Consider the following 22,732-nt stretch of genomic DNA (forward strand, 5'->3'; position numbering starts at 1 on the left):
CCCCGCGAGTGTGGGGGGGTGTGGGGGTGTGGGGTTTTGTGATACCGCGCCCCCCCCCCGGGGGGGCGGCGGGCCACCCGCCGGCGGCGGTAGCGGCCCCCGTCCTCGGCATCGCCGTCGTCGCCATGCGGGCCCAGCAGCTCGTCCGCCAGCGTCGGCAGGTCATCGAGCGGGGTCTCCTCCGCCCAGTCGGAGCGCGGCCGTGGCCGCCCCTGCTCATCGACCTGCGGCAGCTCGCGCGTACGGTCCTCGCCGGCCCCGGTCGGCTGCTCGTCCCGGAAGATGCCGCGCGGCACCCGGTCCGCGAGGCCGGTGTCCCGTACCGGAGGCAGCACAGCCGTCTCATCGGCCGGCCGGTCCGGGGCGGCGCCCGACGACCCGTGCGATGCGGTGTCAGGGGCCTGGGGCAGGACGGTGGTCTCGGCATCCGACCCGCGCTGTCCGGCGTCAGGGACCTGGGGCAGAACGGTGGTCTCGGCATCCGACCCGCGCTGTCCGGCGTCAGGGACCTGGGGCAGAACGGTGGTCTCGGCATCCGTCTCGGTGCCGCGGTCGGAGTCCGCAGTGTCGGGCTTCGCCATGTCGATACGCGGGCGCGGCGTCTCCACCGTCTGCGCCATGTCGCCGACCGCGGGCTGCTGCTGCGTTGCCTGGACCGCCGCTGCCGCCGCCGCCGCGGATGCCGCCTCAGCCGCCCTGCGAGCCTCCTCCGCGCGAAGCAGAGCCTCCTCCGCCTTGCGCTGCCGCTCCCGGCGGCGCTCGTCCGCCTCCGCGCGCAGGCGTGCCTCTTCCTCGGCCTGCCGACGCCTGCGCTCCTCTTCTTCGAGCTGGGCCTTCTCCTCGGCTTCCCGCCGACGGCGCTCCTCCTCCGCCAGGCGACGAGCCTCCTCGGCGCGCTGCCGTGCCTCCTCCGCCTGCCGCTCGGCTTCGCGCTGGCGGGCCTCCTCCAGCTCGCGGCGCTTGCGCTCCTCTTCCTCCGCCCGCAGCCTGGCCAGCTGCTCCTCGCGCTCACGCGCCAGGCGCTCTTCCTCCGCCTTGCGGGCCGCTTCCTCCTCGGCCTTGCGCCGGGCCGCCTCCTCGGCGGCCTTACGCGCCTCCTCCTGGGCCTTCACCTCGGCTTCGGAGAGCGGGAGCATCCGGTCGAGCCGGTGCCGTACGACCGTGGTCACGGCCTCCGGCTCCTGCCCGGCGTCCACGACCAGATAGCGGGCCGGGTCTGCGGCGGCCAGGGTGAGGAACCCGGCACGCACCCGTTGGTGGAACTCGGCCGGCTCCGACTCCAGCCGGTCCGGCGCCTCCGTGAAGCGCTCGCGGGCGGTCTCCGGGGACACGTCGAGCAGCACCGTCAGATGCGGCACGAGGCCGTCCGTGGCCCAGCGGGAGATCCGGGCGATCTCCGTCGGCGAGAGGTCGCGGCCCGCGCCCTGGTAGGCGACGGACGAGTCGACATAGCGGTCCGAGATGACGATCGCACCGCGCTCCAGCGCCGGGCGGACCACCGTGTCGACATGCTCGGCACGGTCCGCCGCGTACAGCAAGGCCTCCGCGCGATGCGACAGACCGGCCGACGACACATCGAGCAGGATCGAACGCAGCCGCTTACCGATGGGTGTGGCACCCGGTTCGCGGGTGACGACGACCTCGTGGCCCTTGGCACGGATCCAGTCGGCAAGCGCCTCCACCTGGGTGGACTTGCCCGCTCCGTCTCCGCCTTCCATGGCGATGAAGAAGCCCGTCGCGGCGGGCGCCTGCGTCGGATCGGCGCCACGGCGTACGGCGTCCGCCAGATCGCGCCGCAGCGGTACGCCTGACCGGTCGTCCGTCTTGGCGAGCACGACCGCCGCTACGGGCAGTAGCAGCGCGCCCACCAGCATCAGGGTGAAGGCGGCGCCGCCGTGGGCGAAGACGAAGTCCCCGTTGGCGAGGCGGTGCGGGCCGATCGCCGCAGCGAGCAGCGGGGCGGCGACCGCGGCCAGGCCGATCGCGACACGGACGACGGCCTGGAGATGCTCGGTGATCCTGGCCCGGCCGTGCTCCTCGGTCTCCAGGTCGATCAGGGCGTGCCCGAGGTGCGCGGCGACTCCGGCCGCGAAGCCTGCCAGTACGGCGATGAACAGCGCGGTCGCGGTGTCCGGCACCAGCCCGAGCGCCAGCAGGGCGAGACCGGTGAGGGCGATCGCCAGCGCGAGGAGCCGGCGGCGCGACAGCGCGGGCAGCACGCTCTGGGCCCGCCTGATGCCGAGCCCGGTGCCTCCGGTCAGGGCGAGGACGAGCAGGGCGAAGGCGACGGGGCCGCCTCCGAGGTCACGAGCGTGCAGTACGGCGACCGCCGCGGCGGACGCGATGGCACCGGCGACCGCGGCACAGGCCAGGACGAGTAGTGGCACCGCACCCGTACGGCCCTTGCCGAGTGCGCTGCCGGTGGACGGGCGGCGCAGGCCTTCCAGCGGGGAGCGGGGGCGCGGGGTCGCCGCGTCGGGCAGCTCGACGGCGTACAGCACAGACATACAGGCGGCGAACAGCCCGGCGGCGACATACGACCCCAGTGCGGCCTGGTGCAGCGAGAACCACGCGATTCCGGAGCCCAGCAGATTCCCGATCAGGGTGGTGACCAGCAGAACGGCGGCACCTGCGGGGATCGCCACGAAGGAGGTGCGCAGAGAGAGCCGGCGCAGCGCTTCCCGATGGTCCGGGAGGGGGCGTACGGCCGCGCCTTCCAGGGGCGGCGCGGGCAGCAGGGCGGGTGCCGCACTCTCCCGGGCGACGGTCCAGAAACGCTCGGCGACACCGATGACGAAGACCGTGGCGAGGAGGTACGCGAGGGCGGTGTCCGCTGTCCAGTCGATCCACAGCGGGGCGATCACCAGCAGGGCGACACGCACCCCGTCAGCCCCGATCATCGTCCAGCGGCGGTCCAGGGGGCCGCTGGGTGCGGTGAGCGCCGTGAGCGGGCCCAGCAGAACGGCACCGAACAGCAACGTGGCCAGGACACGGACGCCGAACACGGCCGCGACCGCGAAGGCCGCACCGCGGTAGCCGCCGCCGAAGGCCCCCGCCGTGACCGCGGCCTGAAGTGCCAGCAGGATCAGCACCAGCAGCGCGAGCGCGTCGCCGATGCCGCCGATGAGCTGCGCTCCCCACAACCGCCGCAGGGCGGGGACCCGCAAGAGTGATCGGACGGCGCGTTCTCGTGAATCCGCGGCAAGGGCGTCCACACCGGGTGCCCGCTGGTCGTCTGCCGTTGCTGCTCCTGGGTCGGTGGCGGCGTTCTGGGCCGCCTGCTGCTCGGCTCGCGTCATCCGCCCAGCCTATCCGGAGCGACTGACTCACCGGTGGCCACGTCCGAACAAACGCGCGGAGAGCGGATGGAGCCAGGGGCGGGCGGGCGTACGGCAAGGGGCCACCTCATCGCTGAGGTGGCCCCTTGGCCAGTCCGTCGCGGCGTCCGGCCGCGTGTGCGTCCGGCTGCTACTCGTCCGAGGCGGGCGTCGCCGCCGACTTCGCCGCCGTCTTCTTGGCCGTGGCCTTCTTCGTGGTGGTCTTCTTGGCCGCCGCGGCCGTCGTCTTCTTCGCCGCGGTCTTCTTGGCTGTCGTCGTCTTCTTCGCCGCGGTCTTCTTCGCCGCCGTCTTCTTGGCGGGCGCCTTCTTGGCGACCTTCTTCGCCGGGCCCTTCGCCCTCTTCTCAGCCAGCAGTTCGAAACCACGCTCAGGTGTGATGGTCTCGACGCTGTCCGCGGTCCGCAGGGTCGCGTTGGTCTCGCCGTCGGTGACGTACGGCCCGAAGCGCCCGTCCTTCACCACGACCGGACGCTCGCTCACCGGATCCGTGCCGAGCTCCTTCAGCGGCGGCTTGGCCGCCGCTCTGCCGCGCTGCTTCGGCTGGGCGTAGATCGCCAGCGCCTCTTCCAGCGTGATGCCGAAGATCTGGTCCTCGGTCTCCAGCGAACGCGAGTCCGTGCCCTTCTTCAGATACGGCCCATAGCGTCCGTTCTGGGCCGTGATCTCGACGCCCTCGGCGTCCGCACCGACGACACGCGGCAGCGACATCAGCCGCAGCGCTTCCTCCAGGGTGACCGTGTCAGGGGACATCGACTTGAAGAGGGACGCCGTACGCGGCTTCACCGCGTTCTTGCCCGTCTTCGGCGTGCCCTCGGGCAGCACCTCGGTGACATACGGCCCGTAGCGCCCGTCCTTGGCGACGATCTCGTGGCCCGTCTGGGGGTCCTTGCCCAGTTCGAAGTCTCCGCTCGGCTTGGCGAGCAGTTCTTCGGCGAGCTCGACGGTCAGCTCGTCCGGCGCGAGATCGGCGGGGACATCGGCGCGCTGGTGGCCCTCGGCGTCCTTCTCGCCGCGCTCCACGTACGGGCCGTAGCGGCCCACCCGGAGCACGACGCCGTTGCCCACCGGGAAGGAGGAGATCTCTCGGGCGTCGATGGCACCGAGGTCGGTGACGAGCTCCTTGAGGCCGCCGAGGTGGTCGCCGTCGCCGTTACCGGCTTCGGCGGCACCGCCGCCGGAGCCGCCGGCGACCGAGCCCTCGCCGAAGTAGAAGCGCTTCAGCCACGGCACCGCCTGGGCCTCGCCGCGGGCGATGCGGTCGAGATCGTCCTCCATCTTGGCGGTGAAGTCGTAGTCGACCAGCCGTCCGAAATGCTTCTCCAGGAGGTTGACCACGGCGAAGCTCAGGAAGGACGGCACGAGGGCCGTGCCCTTCTTGAAGACATAGCCGCGGTCGAGGATCGTGCCGATGATCGACGCATAGGTCGACGGCCGGCCGATCTCGCGCTCTTCGAGCTCCTTGACCAGGGTGGCCTCGGTGTAGCGGGCCGGGGGCTTGGTGGCGTGGCCGTCCGCCGTGATCTCCTCGGCGGTGAGCCGGTCGCCCTCCGCGACCTGCGGAAGACGGCGCTCACGGTCGTCCAGCTCCGCGTTCGGGTCGTCGGCGCCTTCGACGTACGCCTTCATGAAGCCGTGGAAAGTGATCGTCTTGCCGGACGCCGAGAACTCGGCGACCCGCCCGTCGGACCCGGTGCCGGCGATCCTCACGGTGACGGAGTTACCGACCGCGTCCTTCATCTGGGAGGCGACGGTCCGCTTCCAGATCAGCTCGTAGAGGCGGAACTGGTCGCCGGTGAGACCGGTCTCGGCGGGGGTGCGGAAGCGGTCGCCGGAGGGGCGGATCGCCTCGTGCGCCTCCTGCGCGTTCTTGACCTTCCCTGCGTACGTGCGCGGCTTCTCAGGCAGGTAGTCGGCGCCGTAGAGCTGCGTGACCTGCGCCCGGGCCGCCGCGACGGCGGTGTCCGAGAGCGTGGTCGAGTCCGTACGCATATAGGTGATGAAGCCGTTCTCGTACAGCTTCTGCGCGATCTGCATCGTGGCCTTCGCCCCGAAGCCGAGCTTCCGCGACGCCTCCTGCTGGAGGGTGGTCGTACGGAACGGCGCGTACGGGGAGCGTCGGTACGGCTTCGACTCGACCGACCGGACGGAGAACGAGGCGTTCTCCAGCGCCGCCTTGAGGGCGCGGGCATTGGCCTCATCGAGGTGGAGCACCTGGTCGGACTTGAGCCTGCCGTCCGAGCCGAAGTCGCGCCCCTGCGCGACACGCCGACCGTCGACCGTGTTCAGCCGGGCCGTGAAGGCAGCCGGGTCGGAAGCGTCGCCGGTGCGGCCGGTGGCGAAGGTGCCGGTCAGGTCCCAGTACTCGGCGGAGCGGAAGGCGATGCGCTCGCGCTCGCGCTCGACGACGAGGCGGGTGGCCACGGACTGGACCCGGCCCGCCGACAGGCGCGGCATGACCTTCTTCCACAGGACCGGGGAGACCTCGTAGCCGTAGAGGCGGTCGAGGATCCGTCGGGTCTCCTGGGCGTCGACCATGCGCTTGTTGAGCTCGCGCGGGTTGGCCACGGCCTCGCGGATGGCGTCCTTGGTGATCTCGTGGAAGACCATCCGGTGGACGGGGACCTTGGGCTTGAGGACTTCGAGCAGGTGCCAGGCGATCGCCTCGCCCTCGCGGTCCTCATCGGTGGCGAGGTAGAGCTCGTCGGATTCGGCGAGCTGCTCCTTGAGCTTCCTGACCTGCGCCTTCTTGTCGGCGTTGACGACATAGATGGGCTGGAAGTCATGCTCGACATCCACACCGAGGCGGCGCACCTCACCGGTGTACTTGTCGGGGACTTCGGCGGCCCCGTTCGGGAGGTCGCGGATGTGCCCGACGCTCGCCTCGACGACATAGCCGGGGCCGAGGTAGCCCTTGATCGTCTTCGCCTTGGCAGGCGACTCGACGATGACGAGTCGACGGCCGCCCTGTGCGGTCTCGCTGGTCGGGGACAACTTCGCTCTTCTCTCCGGTCGACGCTCGCTGCGCACGTACGCGTGTGGCGTACGGCGTACGGGCCGTACTGTCACTGCTGTCGCTGCGGAGTGTGACGGTACAACCCGCCCCCGTGTCAAACGGCAAAAGCCCGCAACGGCCACTCGAACGGTAACCCGAGTCCAGCCATTCCTGCCGCCCGGAACGCCACGCCGGATGTCAACCGGATGCCGAGAGGATGCGGAACGCGGCATCCCGGATCTCTGCCGCCCCCGCCCCGCACAACGGGCGGGACGGCCGCCCAGCGGCCCGGACCGGCAGGTCCGGGCGGGTGTGGGAGTCGGCAGCCGCCCGGATTCCGGGGCAACGCGCCGCGGGTTCACCCGGGCGGCGCCAGAAACCGTGGAAGCGGGCCCGGGTGGCACTGGTCACTGTCATGCGAACCACACAGACGGCACCGTGCCCGACATCCGGAATCTGGAAGGCCCCTCGCCCGACGACGCGGGACGAACATATTTCCGAGCACATTTCGGCCTGCTGTTCGGACAATGGCCGGAATCACGCGTAAGCAATGGAAGGCGTGAAAGGTACGGAAGGCACGGAAAGCGTGGAAAGTGCGGAACCCGCGGTGAACCGGAACCCCCGGGATCTACGAGGCGCCCGGCACCGGATCGAGGAACCCCTCCTCGACCAGCAGCCTGATGGCCCCCGGCGTACGGTCCCGCAGCAGCACTGGATCCTCGCCCAGGAGCTGGGCGATGGCGTCAAGGATCCGCCCGGCACCGAGCGTCCCGTCGCAGACCCCGGCGAAACCCGCGCCGACATGGTCGACCCTGGTGGCACGGCGCATGCCGCGGTTCTGCCGCAGCACCACATGCTCGGGGTCCTCCGCCCCGGGCGGCCCCACCTGCTCCTGGGTCACTTCCGGAGCGAGCACGAAGGCGTCGGTGAGCAGCCCGGCGTCGTCGCGGGCCCGCAGATAGTCCTGCCGCTCGAAGTGGGCCCGTACCGTCTCGCCCAGGGGCTGCTCCACGGGGTGCGGCCATTCCTCAACGACGACCGACGGGCGGTCCGAGCCGGACTTGCGCAGCGTAATCCAGCCGAAGCCGACCGCCTTGGTGCCGCGCGCCTCGAACTCGTCCAGCCATGCGTCGTACCGCGCCGCGTACTCCTCGGGGGGCGTCCGGTGGTCGCCGCCGTCCCTGAGCCACAGCTCGGCGTACTGCGTCACGTCCTGCACCTCGCGCTGCACGATCCAGGCGTCACAGCCGCGCGGCACCCAGGAACGCACCCTCTCCTGCCAGTCCTCCCCTTCCACGTGCTGCCAGTTGGCGAGGAACTGCGCGAACCCGCCCTCGTTCAGCCGGTCTCCCGCCTGCTGTACGAGCGAGCGGCACAGGTCGTCCCCGCCCATGCCACCGTCCCGGTAGGTGAGCCGCGCACCGGGCGAGATGACGAACGGAGGATTGGAGACGATCAGGTCATACGTCTGCGACCCGACCGGTTCGAAGAGCGAGCCCTCGCGCAGATCCGCCTCGGGCGCCCCGGACAGCGCGAGCGTGAGGCGGGTGAACCCGAGCGCCCGCGGGTTGAGGTCGGTGGCCGTGACACGGGTCGCGTGCTGGGACGCGTGCAGGGCCTGGATCCCGGAGCCGGTACCCACGTCCAGCGCGCTGGGGACCGGGGTACGGACCGTGATGCCGGCCAGCGTGGTGGAAGCTCCGCCGACGCCGAGCACCACCGCCTCGTCGCTGCCGCTCGCGCCTCCGGCGCCGCCGACCGCGCAGCCGAGGTCGGAGACGATGAACCAGTCCTGACCGTCAGGCCCGCCGTACGGACGGACGTCGACCGTGGCCCGTACCCCGCCACCGTCCTCGACCAGCCAGCCATCGGCGATGGCCTCGTCCAGGGGCAGCACGGCACGTGCCCGGCCGCAGGGGACCGTGCGCTGGAGGAGGAACAGCCGGACGAGCGCCTCGAGCGGGGAGTCCCCGCGGGTGGCGCGCAGCGCGGGGACGGTCTCACTGCGGGCGAGCGCGGCGTACGCGGGCGCGCCGAGCAGGTCGAGCAGGCCGTCGGCGGTGAAGTCGGCGGCGAGCAGCGCCTCGCGCAGCAAGGCGGACCGATCGGGCGCGGGGAGGTTCGCGGGGAAGCGGGTCTTACTCACCCGCCCATTCTCACCCGTGAGGTAGGGCGGTGTACCGGCGCACGGCCGGGGAACGGAGCAGAGGCACCGGCCGAGACACCGCCCGGATTCACCGGCCGTGGCGCGGACCAGGTCCACGAGCCGGCCACCGGGCAGCGCCTGAGGGCTGGCCGGGGCGGGAGGGTTAGTCGCCGGAGGGCTTCCCGGGGGACTTCGACGGGCCGGTCGCGTTCGACGGCTTGGCCGGGGGCTTGGCCGCCGGTTGCGAGGCCTCACCCGCGGGTGCCGAGGCGGAGGCGTCCGAGCCCGGGTTCGCGCTGGCCGTCCCCGACGGCTTGGCCTTCTGGCAACCGGGCTGTTTGGCCATCGCCTTACCCAGCTCCCCCGACTGGAGCTTGGACAGCGCGTCCTGGTCCATCTTCTCGATCTTGGACAGCCCGTCGGCGATGTCCTGCAAGCCGTCCCCGAACTTCTGCTGATCCTTCAGGTTGAGCGCGTCGACCTGCTCCTTCAGCTTCACGTAAGCGGCGGCCGTCGCCTTGAGCTCCTTGATCGCGTCCTGTTGCAGGGTCGCGCCGTTCTCGACCGGGGGTGTACCGGCCGACTGCACCGCCGCCGCCAGGGCGGTGTTGGCGTCGGCGATGTCCTGGAAGGCCTTCGAGTCGGCGGCCTGGATGTCGGCAGGCTTGCCGTCGGCGGGAGTCGAGAGGATCGCCTGCTGGGCGTCAGCCCTCTTCTGGATCTGCGGCTGCGCCTTGCCGCACACCGACTTGGCCCAGGCATTCACCTTGGCCTCGTTGTCGTCGCCGGTACAGCCGGACAGCGCGAGCACGAGTACCGCGCCGCCTGACACGGATACCGCGAGCTTCTTGTTCACCTTCACCGGATCGGTCCCTTCCAAGGCTCTCGGCCCCGGAACATACACGGCAAGAGGACGGCAATCGCATGACAGCCGTCCGATATGTAAGTCTTTGCATCCATTTGAACCAAGAGATACGAGGCCCTCATCACGTCCGCATCGCACCACGCGACCCGATGCGGTCGCAGCGATTCGTCAAAGCACCGAATCCGCTCCCGATCCGCTCCCACGGACAGCGGCCACGCGGATCACATGGGTACGAACACGGGCGGACGACGCGCCAATGCGCGCCGCCCGCCCGTGGTTTGAACCGGTACATCTCAAAGACTGCGGAGCCCTGCTTACGAAACGACCGCCGGGTCAGGTGACTTCGCCGAACGCTCGGCCGCCCCGCCGTCGTCGCCCACGGCCACGGTGCGCCGCTTCGACACGTAGACGGCGCCCAGGATCACCAGCAGCGACAGCGCTGCGATCACGGCCCGTACGGTGGCGTTTGCGTCGTCGCCGTAGGTGAACTGCACGACTGCCGGGGCGATCAGCAGCGCCACCAGGTTCATCACCTTCAGCAGCGGGTTGATCGCGGGGCCCGCGGTGTCCTTGAACGGGTCGCCCACCGTGTCACCGATGACCGTCGCGGCATGTGCCTCGCTGCCCTTGCCACCGTGGTGGCCGTCCTCCACCAGCTTCTTGGCGTTGTCCCAGGCGCCACCGGAGTTGGCGAGGAAGACCGCCATGAGGGTTCCGGTGCCGATGGCACCCGCGAGATAGGAGCCCAGCGCACCGACTCCGAGGGTGAAGCCGACCGCGATCGGCGCCATGACCGCGAGCAGACCGGGAGTGGCGAGTTCGCGCAGCGCGTCCTTGGTGCAGATGTCGACAACGCGCCCGTACTCCGGCTTCTCGCTGTAGTCCATGATCCCGGGGTGCTCGCGGAACTGCCGCCGCACCTCGAAGACCACCGCACCGGCCGACCGGGATACCGCGTTGATCGCCAGACCGGAGAACAGGAAGACGACCGCGGCGCCGAGGATGAGACCCACCAGGTTGTTGGGCTGGGAGATATCCAGACTGAGGCCCATCTCGCCCGCCTTGGCGCCGACATCGGCGACGGCGGTGGCGATCGCGTCCCGGTACGAGCCGAAGAGCGCGGCCGCGGCGAGTACGGCGGTCGCGATGGCGATGCCCTTGGTGATCGCCTTGGTGGTGTTGCCCACCGCGTCGAGGTCGGTGAGCACCTGTGCGCCCGCGCCCTGGACGTCGCCCGACATCTCGGCGATGCCCTGGGCGTTGTCGGAGACCGGGCCGAAGGTGTCCATGGCCACGATGACGCCGACGGTGGTCAGCAGCCCTGTACCGGCGAGGGCCACCGCGAACAGGGCCAGCATGATCGAGGTACCGCCGAGCAGGAACGCCCCGTACACCCCGAGACCGATCAACAGCGCGGTGTAGACGGCCGATTCCAGACCGATGGAGATACCGGCGAGTACGACGGTGGCCGGTCCGGTGAGTGAGGACTTGCCGATGTCGCGCACCGGGCGGCGGTTGGTCTCGGTGAAGTACCCGGTCAGCTGCTGGATCAGGGCGGCGAGCACGATACCGATGGCCACGGCGACCAGGGCGAGGACGCGCGGGTCGCCGTCGTGGGCGAGGATCGCGGCCTCGGTGACTCCGTCCAGGTCCGCGTACGAGGACGGCAGGTACGCGAACACCGCGGCGGCCACCAGAACCAGTGAGATCACCGCGGAGATGAAGAAGCCGCGGTTGATGGCGCTCATCCCGCTGCGGTCGGCGCGCCGCGGGGCGACCGCGAAGATGCCGATCATCGCGGTGACCACGCCGATCGCCGGGACGATCAGCGGGAAGGCCAGACCCAGATCGCCGAAGGCCGCCTTGCCGAGAATGAGCGCGGCGACCAGCGTGACGGCGTAGGACTCGAACAGGTCGGCCGCCATGCCGGCGCAGTCGCCCACGTTGTCACCGACGTTGTCGGCGATGGTGGCGGCGTTGCGCGGGTCGTCCTCGGGGATGCCCTGCTCGACCTTGCCGACGAGGTCGGCGCCGACGTCAGCGGCCTTGGTGAAGATTCCGCCGCCGACACGCATGAACATGGCGATGAGCGCGGCGCCGAGGCCGAAGCCCTCCAGCACCTTCGGCGCGTCGGCCGCGTAGACGAGCACCACGCAGGAGGCGCCGAGCAGGCCGAGGCCCACCGTGAACATTCCGACCACACCGCCTGTGCGGAAAGCGATCTTCATGGCCTTGTGCGCGACTGCCGTCAGATCCTTTTCGGGTTCGCCCGCGGCAGGGGTCGCTTCACGCGCGGCTGCTGCGACGCGGACATTGCTGCGTACGGCAAGACGCATGCCGATGTATCCGGTGGCTGCCGAGAAAACGGCGCCCACCAGGAAGAACACAGAACGTCCGGCCCGCTGGGTCCAGTTGTCGGCCGGCAACATCATCAACAGGAAGAACACGATGACGGCGAAGATCCCGAGTGTGCGCAACTGCCGCGCCAGGTAGGCATTCGCGCCTTCCTGGACCGCTGCCGCGATCTTCTTCATCGAATCGGTGCCTTCACCGGCTGCCAGCACTTGGCGCACCAGCAACTGGGCGACGATCAGCGCCGCCAGCGCAACGGCCGCGATCACGATAACGATCATCCGATTTTCATCGGTGAGTACCGCGGCTGCGAGTGAAGTGGGGTGGTCGGTCAGGTGTGGGTTGAAGAGCCCCGCCATTCGTCCTCCTTGACGTTAAGAGCTCAAGATGTGGACGGATTGTAGGGAGCGGAACCTGATCAAAACAGGGCGCGGTAAACGGAATTGACCTTCACTTGCTCCTCAGCAATAAAGATCACGCTTCAAGATACCCACCGAAAGGGGTAACGGTGCAAAAGCATTGACGCTTGATCAATGATCTAGATAAATTAAAAAGACCCTGCTCAGCAGGGTCAGTCAGATGAAAGGTCATATGCCGCGGCATATGCACGCCGGGGGTCTATTGGGGCCACTGGAGCAGGAGGGGCGCGAGCTGAAGGCCAAGGATCATGTCGTGACCCTGGCCGGATTGATCGGCCAGCTCATCCTGATGACACCGCCGTCGGTGCCGGACGTCACCTCGACGTCGTCGACAAGCCCGCTGATCACTGCGAGGCCCATCTGGTCCTCGCCGCCGGCGTCCGAGCCGTCCTCGGCTCCCGGAGCCGGACCTGAACCCGCACCGGCCTCGGCCTCGCCCCCGGCGCCGTCCGCACCAGCGACGGGCACCTCGTCGGCGACCTCGATCGAAAAGGCCTTCTCCTCCTCGGTCAGCAGCACCCGTACAGGGGCGGTGAGGCCGTTGACGCGGTGGAGTCCCACGGCACGGCTGCACGCCTCGCCGACGGCGAGCCTGACCTCGTCCAGCACAGTCTCGTCGACGCCGGCCCGGCGTGCCACGGCAGCGGCGACCAGACGGGCCGTCCTGACGTGCTCGGGCTGAGCGCTGAAGCGCAGTTCGACGGTGGCCATGCGGTCCCCCTTGGGCGTACGAACGGGCGAGCTGGCTTCCCGGCGTGCCTCTCACGGGCCGGGGCGTTCGTGCCCGGGCCCAAGGCCCGACTGCGGGATCCCGGTATTCCCCGGTGATCCCCGCGGAATACCGGGAAGCTTCGGGAGTCATCGGCGGCTCAGGGCTGCTCAAGACCTCCCGGAGGGTCGCCGAAGCTCCCCTGAAGCCTCCGGGCCTTGGGACGGCCCGGAGGTCTCCGTGTCTTCCGGCCGCGTCAGTCGGTCGCGGCGACGGCCTCATCGACCGTCGTGTGGATGGGGAACACCTTGGTCAGACCAGTGATCCGGAAGATCTTGAGAATGCGCTCCTGGTTGCAGACCAGGCGCAGAGAGCCTTCGTGCGCACGCACACGCTTGAGACCGCCCACCAGAACGCCGAGGCCGGTCGAGTCGAGGAAGTCCACGCCCTCCATGTCGACAACCAGGTGGTAGCTGCCGTCGTTCACCAACTCGACCAACTGCTCGCGCAGCTTGGGCGCGGTATACACATCAATCTCGCCACCGACCTCGACGACCGTACGGTCGCCACCAGGGCCGGACACATTGCGAGTCGACAGGGACAGGTCCACGGATCCTCCAGCACCTTGCTATCGAGCGGTCGCCCTCGGGTCTCCCCGACGGAGCCAGGGGGCGTATCGCCAGCCGCGATGGCATTCAATCACTTACCAGCAGCCATGCACGACGCCTTGGGACCATTGTCCGTCACGCCGGTGACACACTCGGTGCCGATGGCCAAGAATCACCGTTCCAGACGACCCGCCGAGAGCGGGGAGACCCGCCGCCTCTCCCCCGGCACGGTCCTCGACCGGCTCACCACGGGGGCGGGCCGGGCTGCGCGCATCACTCATACGGAGCACTTGCCCCCCAGAACGGGCCGTCATGCGGTCTGGCCCCATCGCATCCGTGCGGAAGTGATCGCCGCCATCGAGCAGGCAGGTATCGAACACCCTTGGGCCCACCAGGCGACGGCCGCCGAGCACGCGCTGGACGGCGAGTCGGTCGTGATCGCCACCGGTACCGCGTCCGGCAAGTCCCTGGCCTATCTCGCCCCGGTGCTCAGCACCCTGCTCGACGGCGCCGAGGCCCCCAACGGGCGCGGCACCACGGCCCTCTACCTCGCCCCGACCAAGGCCCTGGCCGCCGACCAGCGGCGGGCGGTGCGGGAACTCGCCGCCCCGCTCGGCAACCGGGTGCGACCGGCCGTGTACGACGGGGACACCCCTGTCGAAGAACGCGAATGGGTCCGCCAGTACGCGAACTACGTGCTCACCAACCCGGACATGCTCCATCGCGGGATCCTCCCCTCGCATCCCCGCTGGTCCTCCTTCCTGCGCTCGCTGCGCTATGTGGTCATCGACGAGTGCCACACCTACCGCGGTGTCTTCGGCTCCCATGTGGCCCAGGTACTGCGGCGGCTGCGGCGGACATGCGCCAGGTACGGCTCGGACCCCGTGTTCCTCCTCGCCTCCGCCACCGCGGCGGAACCGGCCGTCGCCGCCCGCCGCCTGACCGGTCTGCCGGTCACCGAGGTGTCCGACGACGCCTCACCGCGCGGTGAGCTCGTCTTCGCTCTCTGGGAGCCCCCGCTCACCGACCTGCGCGGTGAGAAGGGCGCCCCGGTCCGCCGCACAGCCACCGCCGAGACCGCCGACCTGCTCACCGATCTGACGGTCCAAGGCGTACGTACGGTCGCGTTCGTACGGTCCCGGCGCGGAGCCGAACTGATCTCCGTCATCGCCCAGGAGCGCCTGGCGGAGGTGGATCGCTCACTCGTCCGGAGGGTCGCCGCCTACCGGGGCGGCTATCTGCCGGAGGAGCGCCGTGCCCTGGAGCGCGCCCTGCACTCGGGCGAGCTGCTCGGTCTCGCGGCGACCACGGCCCTGGAGCTGGGCGTGGACGTGTCGGGGCTCGACGCGGTCGTGATCGCCGGCTACCCCGGCACCCGGGCCTCGCTCTGGCAGCAGGCAGGCCGGGCGGGCCGCTCGGGGCAGGGCGCCCTCGCCGTGCTGGTCGCCCGCGACGACCCGCTCGACACCTTCCTCGTCCACCACCCGGAAGCACTGTTCCGGCAACCGGTCGAGACCACCGTCCTCGACCCCGACAATCCGTATGTCCTCGCCCCGCACCTGTGCGCCGCCGCCGCGGAGCTGCCGCTGACGCTGGACGACCTCACCCTGTTCGGCCCCGCGGCGGCCGGGCTGCTCCCCCAGTTGGAGAGCTCCGGGCTGCTACGCAGGCGCACCTCGGGCTGGTACTGGACCCGCCGTGAGCGCGCCGCCGACCTCACCGACATCCGGGGTGAGGGCGGGCGACCGGTGCAGATCGTGGAGGCCACGACCGGCCGACTGCTCGGCACGGTGGACGAGTCCGCCTCGCACACCGCTGTCCACGAGGGAGCCGTCCACCTCCATCAGGGCCGTACCTACCTCGTCAAGCGGCTGGACCTGGACGACTCGGCCGCCCTCGTCGAAGAGGCCGACCCGCCTTACTCCACCACCGCGCGTGACACCACCTCCATCTCCATCCTGGATACGGACACCGAGATCCCGTGGGGCCCCGGGCGGCTGTGCTACGGCTCCGTCGAAGTCACCAACCAGGTCGTCTCCTTCCTCCGCCGCAAGCTGATCACCGGTGAAGTACTCGGCGAGACCAAGCTCGATCTGCCACCGCGCACCCTGCGTACGAGAGCGGTGTGGTGGACGGTCACCGAGGACCAGCTGGATGCCGCACGGGTGAACCCCGAGCAGCTGGGCGGCGCGCTGCACGCCGCCGAGCACGCCTCCATCGGCCTCCTCCCGCTCTTCGCCACCTGCGACCGCTGGGACATCGGCGGGGTCTCCGTCCCGTTGCACCCCGACACGCTGCTGCCGACGGTCTTCGTCTACGACGGCCACCCGGGCGGCGCGGGCTTCGCCGAGCGGGCCTTCCACACCGCCCGTGAGTGGCTGACCGCGACTCGTGAAGCCATCGCCTCGTGCGAGTGCGAGGCGGGCTGTCCCTCCTGCATCCAGTCCCCCAAATGCGGCAACGGCAACGAGCCGCTGCACAAACGAGCTGCCGTACGGCTTCTGACGGTCCTTCTCAGGGACGCCCCGGCCGGTGTGGCCCCAATGGGCCAGGGGGGCGACGCGGAGCGTTCCTGAGCCCGCTGAGGGCTTCACAAAGACGCTGGTCCGCCCCTGGCGGGTGTGTCCGGCCCCCGTAGCCGCTGTTCAGACGCCTTGCTCCACGCCGAAGCGCAGGAAGGCGAAGCCCCGCCCCGGTGATGCGGTCGGCGGTGGGTACGGCCGGCCCCTGCGGGGCAGTGTCCGATGCCCGCGGGCGCCGTCCAGCCAGGTGGGTGGCCCGGCCCCGCGCGTGTCACGGAGGACCCGCGCGGGATCTGACCTCCGAGGTGTAGGGGGCGTGTCCGGCATGCACCGTCACATCGGCGATCTCCGTTTCCACCGCGCACCGGACCAGGAGCGTGCCCTGGGCAGCCGCCACCCGAGCTGCGGCGGCGCAGGCCAGCCGTATGCCTTCGAGGGCACGGTCCGCTGCGGCGAGGGCCGCGAGATCCGCCGCCGCGCCGGCCCGGTGGCGGGCGATGACCGCCCGCCCGAGCACCAGCACCGCAGCAAGGACCATGCACATCGCACAGGCCGCCATGGCAGCCCACACGGTCGCCGAGCCCCGGTCATTCCCCGGTCTCATGGCGTGCTCACACTGTCCTCGGCGAGCGCGACGGCCTGTGCGTCCAGGTCGAGCGCCAGGGATCCCGGTCCGGGCGCGGGGGCCTTCACCCGCACCCGCCAGAGGTCTCCCTCCCGCCCGATGAGGACTTCGGCTCCAGGCGGGGCGGCCGACCGGGCGGCCGCCAGTACCGCCTCCCGTGGTTCCGATCTCGCCGCCGCCCGGGCTCCCGCCCTGGCGGCGTCCACACACTGGATCTGTGCTGCCACCGTCATCAGGCCCCATACGAGGGACATGGCGAACGTCACCAGCACCGAAATGGCCACCGCCGCCTCCGCCGTCACGGCTCCCCGGTCCGGGGACAGCGCCCACCGCGCCCTGACACCGGCGGCCTCAGAATTGCGCATCGAGCGCCCTCCCGATGACCGATTCGAGTGCCCCGGAGACCGCCCCGCTCGTCACGATCTTGTAGAGCACCGCGGCGAAAGCGCACGCGGCGATCGTGCCCATCGCGTACTCCGACGTGGTCATTCCCGCGTCGGCCCAGGGCCGCCGAGTGCCGCGTCGCCGTGCCCACATGCCGACCAGTGCCCGGGCCGTGCCGTTCGCCAACACCTTCGTCCATGCCATGACAGCCATGCCAATCCCCTTGCTCCATCGTTTGGTTGCGGTTCGATTTCGCGTGTTCGTATCCGTCGCAGCGATCGCACTGGCCTCTCTGGTCAGCACGTCGCTCAGCGACCGCTGAGAAGCCCGCCCGCAAGGCCGATCACCACCGGGGCCACCCCGATCGCCAGGAACGCGGGCAGAAAGCAGAGCCCCACGGGGGCCGTGATCAGGACTTGGGCGCGCTGGGCCCGCGCCGCCGCGGCTCTGGCTCGCTCAGCCCTGAGGCCTGCGGCCAGACGCGAGACGGGTTCGGCGGCCGGGGCCCCCGATGAGCCGGCGCGTTCAAGACACCGGGCCAGCCCGGCCGCACCCGGTATCTCCCCGAACCGTCCCCATGCCCGGGTCGGTTCACCACCCAGACGCAGCTCGGCGGCGGTCAGCGCGAGCCGCTCGCCCACCGGCCCGCCCAGGGACTCCCCGACGGCTTCCGCCGCCTCTCGCGGCCCCGCGCCCGCGGAGAGGCAGGCTGTCAGGAGATCTGCGGCAAGCGGGAGTTGCGCCACCGCGTGGTCCTGCGCGACGGCCTTGTCCCGCGCCCGGCCGTGCTGCCATCGCCGCAACCCATAGGCCCCTGCGGCGCCCAGCAGCAACCCGAGCACGGGACCGGCCAGAGCACAGCCGATGGCCACCACGCTCGCGGCCGGAGCCCAATGCCGCGTCCACGCCCCGTACCGGACCGGTCCCTCACACCGCTCAGACGGCGCGGACGCCGGTGCCGGCACGAGAGCGTCGAACCGCCGACGCAGTCGGTGCTCACGCCGCCACCAGGCCAGTACCAGAACCGACCAGACCACAGCCCCCGCCGTCAGCGCGCGGACTTCCGGCACCGGTATCCCCAAGCTGTGGACGAACCCGCCGTTCACGACCGCGCCCCGGCCCGGACGATGCGCACCGCCCAGCTCAGCCCCGCCGCCTCCAGCAGCCCGCCCACCAGCAGACAGCTCATCCCGGCAGGTGTGTGCAGCAGCACCCTCAGCGGAGCCGCCCCCAGAGCCGAACCCAGCACCAGCCCCACCACCGGAAGCAGCGCCAAGACCACGACCGTCGACCACGCGCCGGCCAACTGAGCACGCAGCCCGTCCTGTTGCTCCCGCTCCCCACGAAGTGCCGACTCCAGACGGTCGACTCCGGCGGCCAGTCCCGCTCCGCCGTCCACCGACACCCGCCAGCACGCTGCGAGCCCGGCGAGCCCACCCGCGCCCGGCTGCTGTGATGCCCGGCGCAGCTGCGCGGCCACATCACCGCCGAAACGCGCGGCGGCCAACACGGCGGCCTCCGCCTCAGCCAGCGCACCCGTGGCCCGGGCTACGGTCAGCAGCGCCTGCCCGGGCTGGTACCCGGCTCTGAGCTCACCGGCGAGCCCGCCGCACAACGCGATGACCGCGTCGGTCCTGCGTTCCTTCGCCCTCCGGCTCTCGGCGGTGCGCAACCACCGCCCCACCACGGGCACCGCGAGGGCTCCCACGAGCAGCGGCAACGGCGAGTCGCCCAGCAGCGCCAGCAGCACCGCTGTGGGCAGGCAGAGCCACTCCCGCCGGAACCGTCGCGCCATCCACCATCGCAACTCCCCGGCCCAGCCAGGCGCGAGTAGGGCGGCACCCCCGGCGGCGGGCGTCGGCAGGGCTCTCCCGGCAGCCGGGTCTCCGATGGCCGCCAGCCAGGCCGCCGCACCGGCGCAGACGGTGGCGCACATCACCGCGGCCGTCACCACGCACCCCCGACCAGCGCCCACAGCCGCTCCCAGCCACGCTCCCGCGTGAAACCCGCCGCACCCCAGCGCAGCGCGGGAACAGTCACCGCGAGCCCTGCGGCGTCCCGCTCAAGCACATGCACCTCGGCGATCCGGCGACACCCGTCCCGGCCTCGCACAAGATGGAGCACCACCGACAGGGCCGCGGCCAACTGGCTGTGCAGGGCGGCCCGGTCCAGACCCGCTGCGGTGCCCAGTGCCTCGAGCCGGGCCGGGACGTCGGCGGCCGTATTGGCGTGGACGGTGCCGCTGCCGTCATGTCCTGTGTTCAACGCCGCCAGCAGGTCCATGACTTCGGCGCCCCGCACCTCGCCGACGACCAGCCGGTCCGGCCGCATTCGCAGGGCCTGCCGCACCAGGTCGCGCAGGGTGACCTCGCCCGCTCCCTCCTGGTTGGGCGGACGGGACTCCAAACGGACGACATGGGGATGGTCGGGCCGCAACTCGGCGGAGTCCTCGGCCAGTACGATCCGCTCGCGCTCCCCGACCAGACCGAGCATCGTGCTCAGCAGCGTCGTCTTGCCTGTGCCGGTGCCACCACTGATCACATAGGAGATACGCGCCTCGACCAGGGCCTTGAGCAGCCGCTCTCCGCCTGGTGGGATCGTGCCCGCCGCAGTGAGCTCGCCCAGGGAGAAGGCCCTTGGGCGCACCACGCGCAACGACAGGCAGGTGACACCCACCGACACCGGGGGCAGCACCGCGTGCATCCGTGTTCCGTCGGGCAGCCTGGCGTCCACCCAGGGGCGGGCGTCGTCCAATCGCCGCCCCGCCACCGCCGCGAGCCGCTGCGCCAGTCTGCGCACGGCCGCCGCGTCGCTGAAGCTGACGCCGGTGAGCTCAAGCCCGCCGCCGCGGTCCACCCAGACCCGGTCCGGGGCGGACACCAGCACGTCCGTCACGGCGGGGTCGGCGAGCAGCGACTCCAGTGGCCCGGTTCCCACCAGCTCACATCTCAGTTCCTCGGCCGCGCCGAGGACTTCCCTGTCACCGAGGAGCCTTCCCTGCGCCCGGAGGGCCGCCGCCACTCTCGCCGGTGTCGGCTCGGCACCGCTCTCGGCCAGCCGCTGACGTACTGCTTCGAGCAATGCCGCGGTCATCGGACACCACCTCCTGCCAGTGCCCGCTCCCAGAACGCCGTGCAGAACCGGGCCAACGGCCCTCGCGCTCCGGCTCCTGGCGGGACTCCACCGTCCAGATCCGCGTTCAGGCCGGTGTCCCACGGCAATTCGCCCACCAGCGGCAGGCCGAGGGCTTCGGCCACCCACCGCTCGTCCAGCCCGGCCGCGTACGGCCCGCGCACCACGACCCGCAGATCGGAGAGCACCATGCCCACCGCAGATGCCACACGACGAGCCGCGGCGACCGCCCGAAGCTCCCCTGGCACCAGCAGCAAACCGGCGTCGAGCTGCGCCAGGGCCTCCGCGACGCTTTCGTCGAACCGGCGCGGCAGGTCCACGACCACCACTCCGCCCCGGCGGCGAGCCGCCGCCAGTACCGCGCGCATTGCCTCCCGCGGCACGGCGAACATGTCACCGCGATCCCAGCTGAGGACCCGGAGTCCGTGCACCGCGGGAAGGGACTCCTCCAGCGCTCCCCCGGCCACCCGGCCCTTCGACGCGGCGAAATCGGGCCAGCGTCTGCCCTCGGTGTGCTCTCCACCGAGCAGCACGTCGAGGCCACCGCCCAGGGGATCACCATCGACAAGCATGGTCCGCTGCCCCTGGCGGGCCGCCGTCACGGCGAGCGCTCCGGCGAGCGTGGACGCCCCGGCGCCTCCGCTGCCTCCGATCACCCCGATGGTCAACGCGGGCCGGCCGATACCTTCGGCGACATCCGCGATCCGGTCGACAAGCCAGCTCTCACCGTCAGGCAGCCGCAGCACGCAGTCGGCGCCGATCTGGACGGCCGCCCGCCAGACGTCAGGATCCTCCCGGTCGTGCCCCACCAGCAGCACCCCGCTTCTGCGGGTCGCTTCCCGGCAGCGGGCCGCCGCGTCGTCGCCGACCAGCACGAGCGGGGCGCTGTCCCAGCCGCCCTTCCCCCGCCCTTCGGGCACCGTGTGGTGGACCCGAGGCTCGACACCGGCCGCGGCGCACAGGCGCAGGAGATCGTCGAGCAACTCCGGATCCTTGGTGACGATCAGCGGGCCTTCACTCCACTCGCCCGTGTCATGGCGCGGGCTGGGCGGGTCGGACGCCCACGACGCGCGGGGTGGCTCATCGGGCGGGCGGGGACGGAAAGCGGAAGCGCCGGACGCGCCGGGTTTGTGAGGCGGACCGGACCATACGGCAGCGCCAGACGGACGAGACACAGCAGAAGACAGAGAGGACAGAGGCGTCGCGGGTGTAGCCGTGGACGTATCGGGAGCAGCATCCGAGGTGCTGAAGGCAGCGGATGTGAGCGAACCCACCATGATTTCTCCGACTCTCACCGCACATCGCGGCGGATGCCAGGGGCCGGCGCAGCGGCCCGCGTCAGTGATTCCTTCGGCCTGTGGACTTCGTGGCCGGAATCACCATGCAGCGCTCCGGAAAATCGTGTGGATCTTGCTCGAAAACTGTGGACAACTCACCACTTGTGAATATCTCACTCACCCATACCGGTGACTTTCCGGTATGACTTCCAGAGCGCAGCATCACGACTACACACCGTGACGAAAACGGAGGCCGCGTCCCTCTGGCGCCTCAGGGCTCCGAGAGCGTCGAGAAAGCCGGAACGATCGGGTGAGGGGGGCGAAAACGCGTCCGGACATGCGACGACCCCCGCCGGGGGGGAGAGCGGGGGTCGTCCCCACGGCCGACTCGGGGGGGGAGGAGTCGGACCGGGTTAGCACGGTCGCGAACGATCCGTGACTTCCATGGTGTACCCGAGAGCCTTCTCAGGCAAACCCACACGCCCCACCTTACGCCGAATGGTGGGCGCATATGCTCGCTTCGTGGAAAACCACTCCTTGCCGCGCGCAGCAGCGTTCTTTGACCTGGACAAGACGGTCATTGCGAAGTCATCGACGCTGACCTTCAGCAAGTCCTTCTACCAAGGAGGACTGATCAACCGACGCGCCGTACTGCGCACCGCCTACACGCAGTTCGTGTTCCTCGCAGGCGGTGCCGACCACGATCAGATGGAGCGGATGCGCCAGTACCTCTCGGCGCTCTGCAAAGGCTGGAACGTGCGCCAAGTCAAGGAGCTCGTCGCCGAGACGCTCCATGATCTGATCGACCCGATCATCTACGACGAGGCTGCCTCCCTTATCGAGGAACACCACGCCGCGGGACGAGACGTCGTGATCGTCTCCACCTCCGGGGCCGAGGTGGTCGAGCCGATCGGCGAGTTGCTCGGGGCGGACCGCGTGGTGGCGACCCGTATGGTCGTCGGCGATGACGGCTGCTACACCGGGGAGATCGAGTACTACGCCTACGGCCCGACCAAGGCCGAAGCGGTCCGGGAGCTCGCCGAATCCGAGGGATACGACCTGTCACGCTGCTACGCGTACAGCGATTCCGCCACCGATGTCCCCATGCTGGAATCGGTCGGCCATGCCTACGCGGTCAATCCGGACCGCGCGCTGCGCCGCGAGGCGGCGTCACGCGGCTGGCCCGTACTCGTGTTCAACCGCCCGGTACGGCTGAAGCAGCGGTTGCCGCGCTTCACCATGCCGCCGCGACCCGCCCTGCTCGCCGCGGCGGCGGTCGGCGCGGCGGCAGCCACCGCGGGGCTGGTCTGGTACGCCAGTCGACGGCGCAGCGGTCCCGATGCCCGTATTTGAACCTAAAAG

At 70.7% G+C, this 22,732-nt stretch carries 16 protein-coding genes; 2 read left to right on the forward strand and 14 right to left on the reverse strand.

The genetic code is table 11. The features are described from left to right. The 7 genes from tmk to ACFWI9_RS03345 all read right to left on the reverse strand — a co-directional run. Positions 1 to 3,299 (reverse strand): dTMP kinase (gene tmk / locus ACFWI9_RS03315; RefSeq protein ID WP_387158757.1); only part of this gene is annotated, 3,299 nt, incomplete at its 3' end. Between the two features lie 169 nt (positions 3,300 to 3,468). Continuing rightward, positions 3,469 to 6,330 carry a type I DNA topoisomerase gene (gene topA, locus ACFWI9_RS03320; RefSeq protein WP_387158758.1) on the reverse strand — a complete coding sequence of 954 codons (2,862 nt, stop codon included), beginning with the start codon at positions 6,328 to 6,330 and terminating at the stop codon, positions 3,469 to 3,471. Positions 6,331 to 6,959: 629 nt separating this feature from the next. Beyond that, complete coding sequence (locus tag ACFWI9_RS03325) at positions 6,960 to 8,477, reverse strand: methyltransferase (protein ID WP_387158760.1); 1,518 nt, start codon at positions 8,475 to 8,477, stop codon at positions 6,960 to 6,962. Positions 8,478 to 8,640: 163 nt separating this feature from the next. Further along, the gene (locus tag ACFWI9_RS03330; protein WP_387158830.1) at positions 8,641 to 9,333 is read right to left on the reverse strand and encodes a small secreted protein; all 693 of its coding nucleotides are present in this window, start codon (positions 9,331 to 9,333) and stop codon (positions 8,641 to 8,643) included. 323 nt (positions 9,334 to 9,656) lie between these two features. Continuing rightward, entirely contained in the window at positions 9,657 to 12,053 is a 2,397-nt protein-coding gene (locus ACFWI9_RS03335; RefSeq protein ID WP_387158762.1) for a sodium-translocating pyrophosphatase, read from the reverse strand. Positions 12,054 to 12,359: 306 nt separating this feature from the next. Continuing rightward, the gene (locus tag ACFWI9_RS03340) at positions 12,360 to 12,824 is read right to left on the reverse strand and encodes an ATP-binding protein (protein ID WP_387158763.1); all 465 of its coding nucleotides are present in this window, start codon (positions 12,822 to 12,824) and stop codon (positions 12,360 to 12,362) included. Between the two features lie 254 nt (positions 12,825 to 13,078). Further along, complete coding sequence (locus tag ACFWI9_RS03345) at positions 13,079 to 13,432, reverse strand: STAS domain-containing protein (protein ID WP_003967428.1); 354 nt, start codon at positions 13,430 to 13,432, stop codon at positions 13,079 to 13,081. Between the two features lie 78 nt (positions 13,433 to 13,510). Here ACFWI9_RS03345 and ACFWI9_RS03350 point away from each other — a divergent pair, with 78 nt between their 5' ends. Further along, a complete protein-coding gene (locus ACFWI9_RS03350; protein WP_387158764.1) occupies positions 13,511 to 16,006 on the forward strand; it encodes a DEAD/DEAH box helicase in 2,496 nt (831 codons plus the stop codon). 217 nt (positions 16,007 to 16,223) lie between these two features. Here the strand turns inward: ACFWI9_RS03350 and ACFWI9_RS03355 are convergent, their stop codons facing one another. The 7 genes from ACFWI9_RS03355 to ssd all read right to left on the reverse strand — a co-directional run bounded on the left by ACFWI9_RS03355 (position 16,224) and on the right by ssd (position 21,100). Then, positions 16,224 to 16,556, reverse strand: a complete 333-nt coding sequence (locus ACFWI9_RS03355; protein WP_387158766.1) for an Rv3654c family TadE-like protein — start codon at positions 16,554 to 16,556, stop codon at positions 16,224 to 16,226. Beyond that, complete coding sequence (locus ACFWI9_RS03360; protein ID WP_387158768.1) at positions 16,553 to 16,942, reverse strand: TadE family type IV pilus minor pilin; 390 nt, start codon at positions 16,940 to 16,942, stop codon at positions 16,553 to 16,555. Before ACFWI9_RS03360 ends, ACFWI9_RS03355 begins: the two co-directional genes overlap by 4 nt. Beyond that, a complete protein-coding gene (locus tag ACFWI9_RS03365; RefSeq protein ID WP_387158831.1) occupies positions 16,929 to 17,165 on the reverse strand; it encodes a DUF4244 domain-containing protein in 237 nt (78 codons plus the stop codon). The genes ACFWI9_RS03360 and ACFWI9_RS03365 overlap by 14 nt, the downstream gene beginning before the upstream one ends. 104 nt (positions 17,166 to 17,269) lie before the next feature. Next, complete coding sequence (locus ACFWI9_RS03370) at positions 17,270 to 18,031, reverse strand: type II secretion system F family protein (protein WP_387158769.1); 762 nt, start codon at positions 18,029 to 18,031, stop codon at positions 17,270 to 17,272. A gap of 32 nt (positions 18,032 to 18,063) precedes the next feature. After that, complete coding sequence (locus tag ACFWI9_RS03375; protein WP_387158771.1) at positions 18,064 to 18,912, reverse strand: type II secretion system F family protein; 849 nt, start codon at positions 18,910 to 18,912, stop codon at positions 18,064 to 18,066. After that, on the reverse strand, positions 18,909 to 20,054 hold the full coding sequence (locus ACFWI9_RS03380) for a TadA family conjugal transfer-associated ATPase (RefSeq protein WP_387158773.1): 1,146 nt from the start codon (positions 20,052 to 20,054) through the stop codon (positions 18,909 to 18,911). Before ACFWI9_RS03380 ends, ACFWI9_RS03375 begins: the two co-directional genes overlap by 4 nt. Further along, positions 20,051 to 21,100: a septum site-determining protein Ssd gene (ssd, locus tag ACFWI9_RS03385; RefSeq protein WP_387158832.1), complete on the reverse strand. Its 1,050-nt coding sequence runs from the start codon at positions 21,098 to 21,100 to the stop codon at positions 20,051 to 20,053. The genes ACFWI9_RS03380 and ssd overlap by 4 nt, the downstream gene beginning before the upstream one ends. A 768-nt stretch (positions 21,101 to 21,868) precedes the next feature. Between ssd and ACFWI9_RS03390 the strand changes: the two genes are divergently transcribed. Next, the gene (locus ACFWI9_RS03390; protein ID WP_387158775.1) at positions 21,869 to 22,723 is read left to right on the forward strand and encodes an HAD family hydrolase; all 855 of its coding nucleotides are present in this window, start codon (positions 21,869 to 21,871) and stop codon (positions 22,721 to 22,723) included. Positions 22,724 to 22,732: the final 9 nt, after the last annotated feature.

The sequence above is a fragment of the Streptomyces sp. NPDC127084 genome (genome assembly GCF_042724175.1).
In the GTDB taxonomy this organism is placed as follows: Bacteria; Actinomycetota; Actinomycetes; order Streptomycetales; family Streptomycetaceae; genus Streptomyces.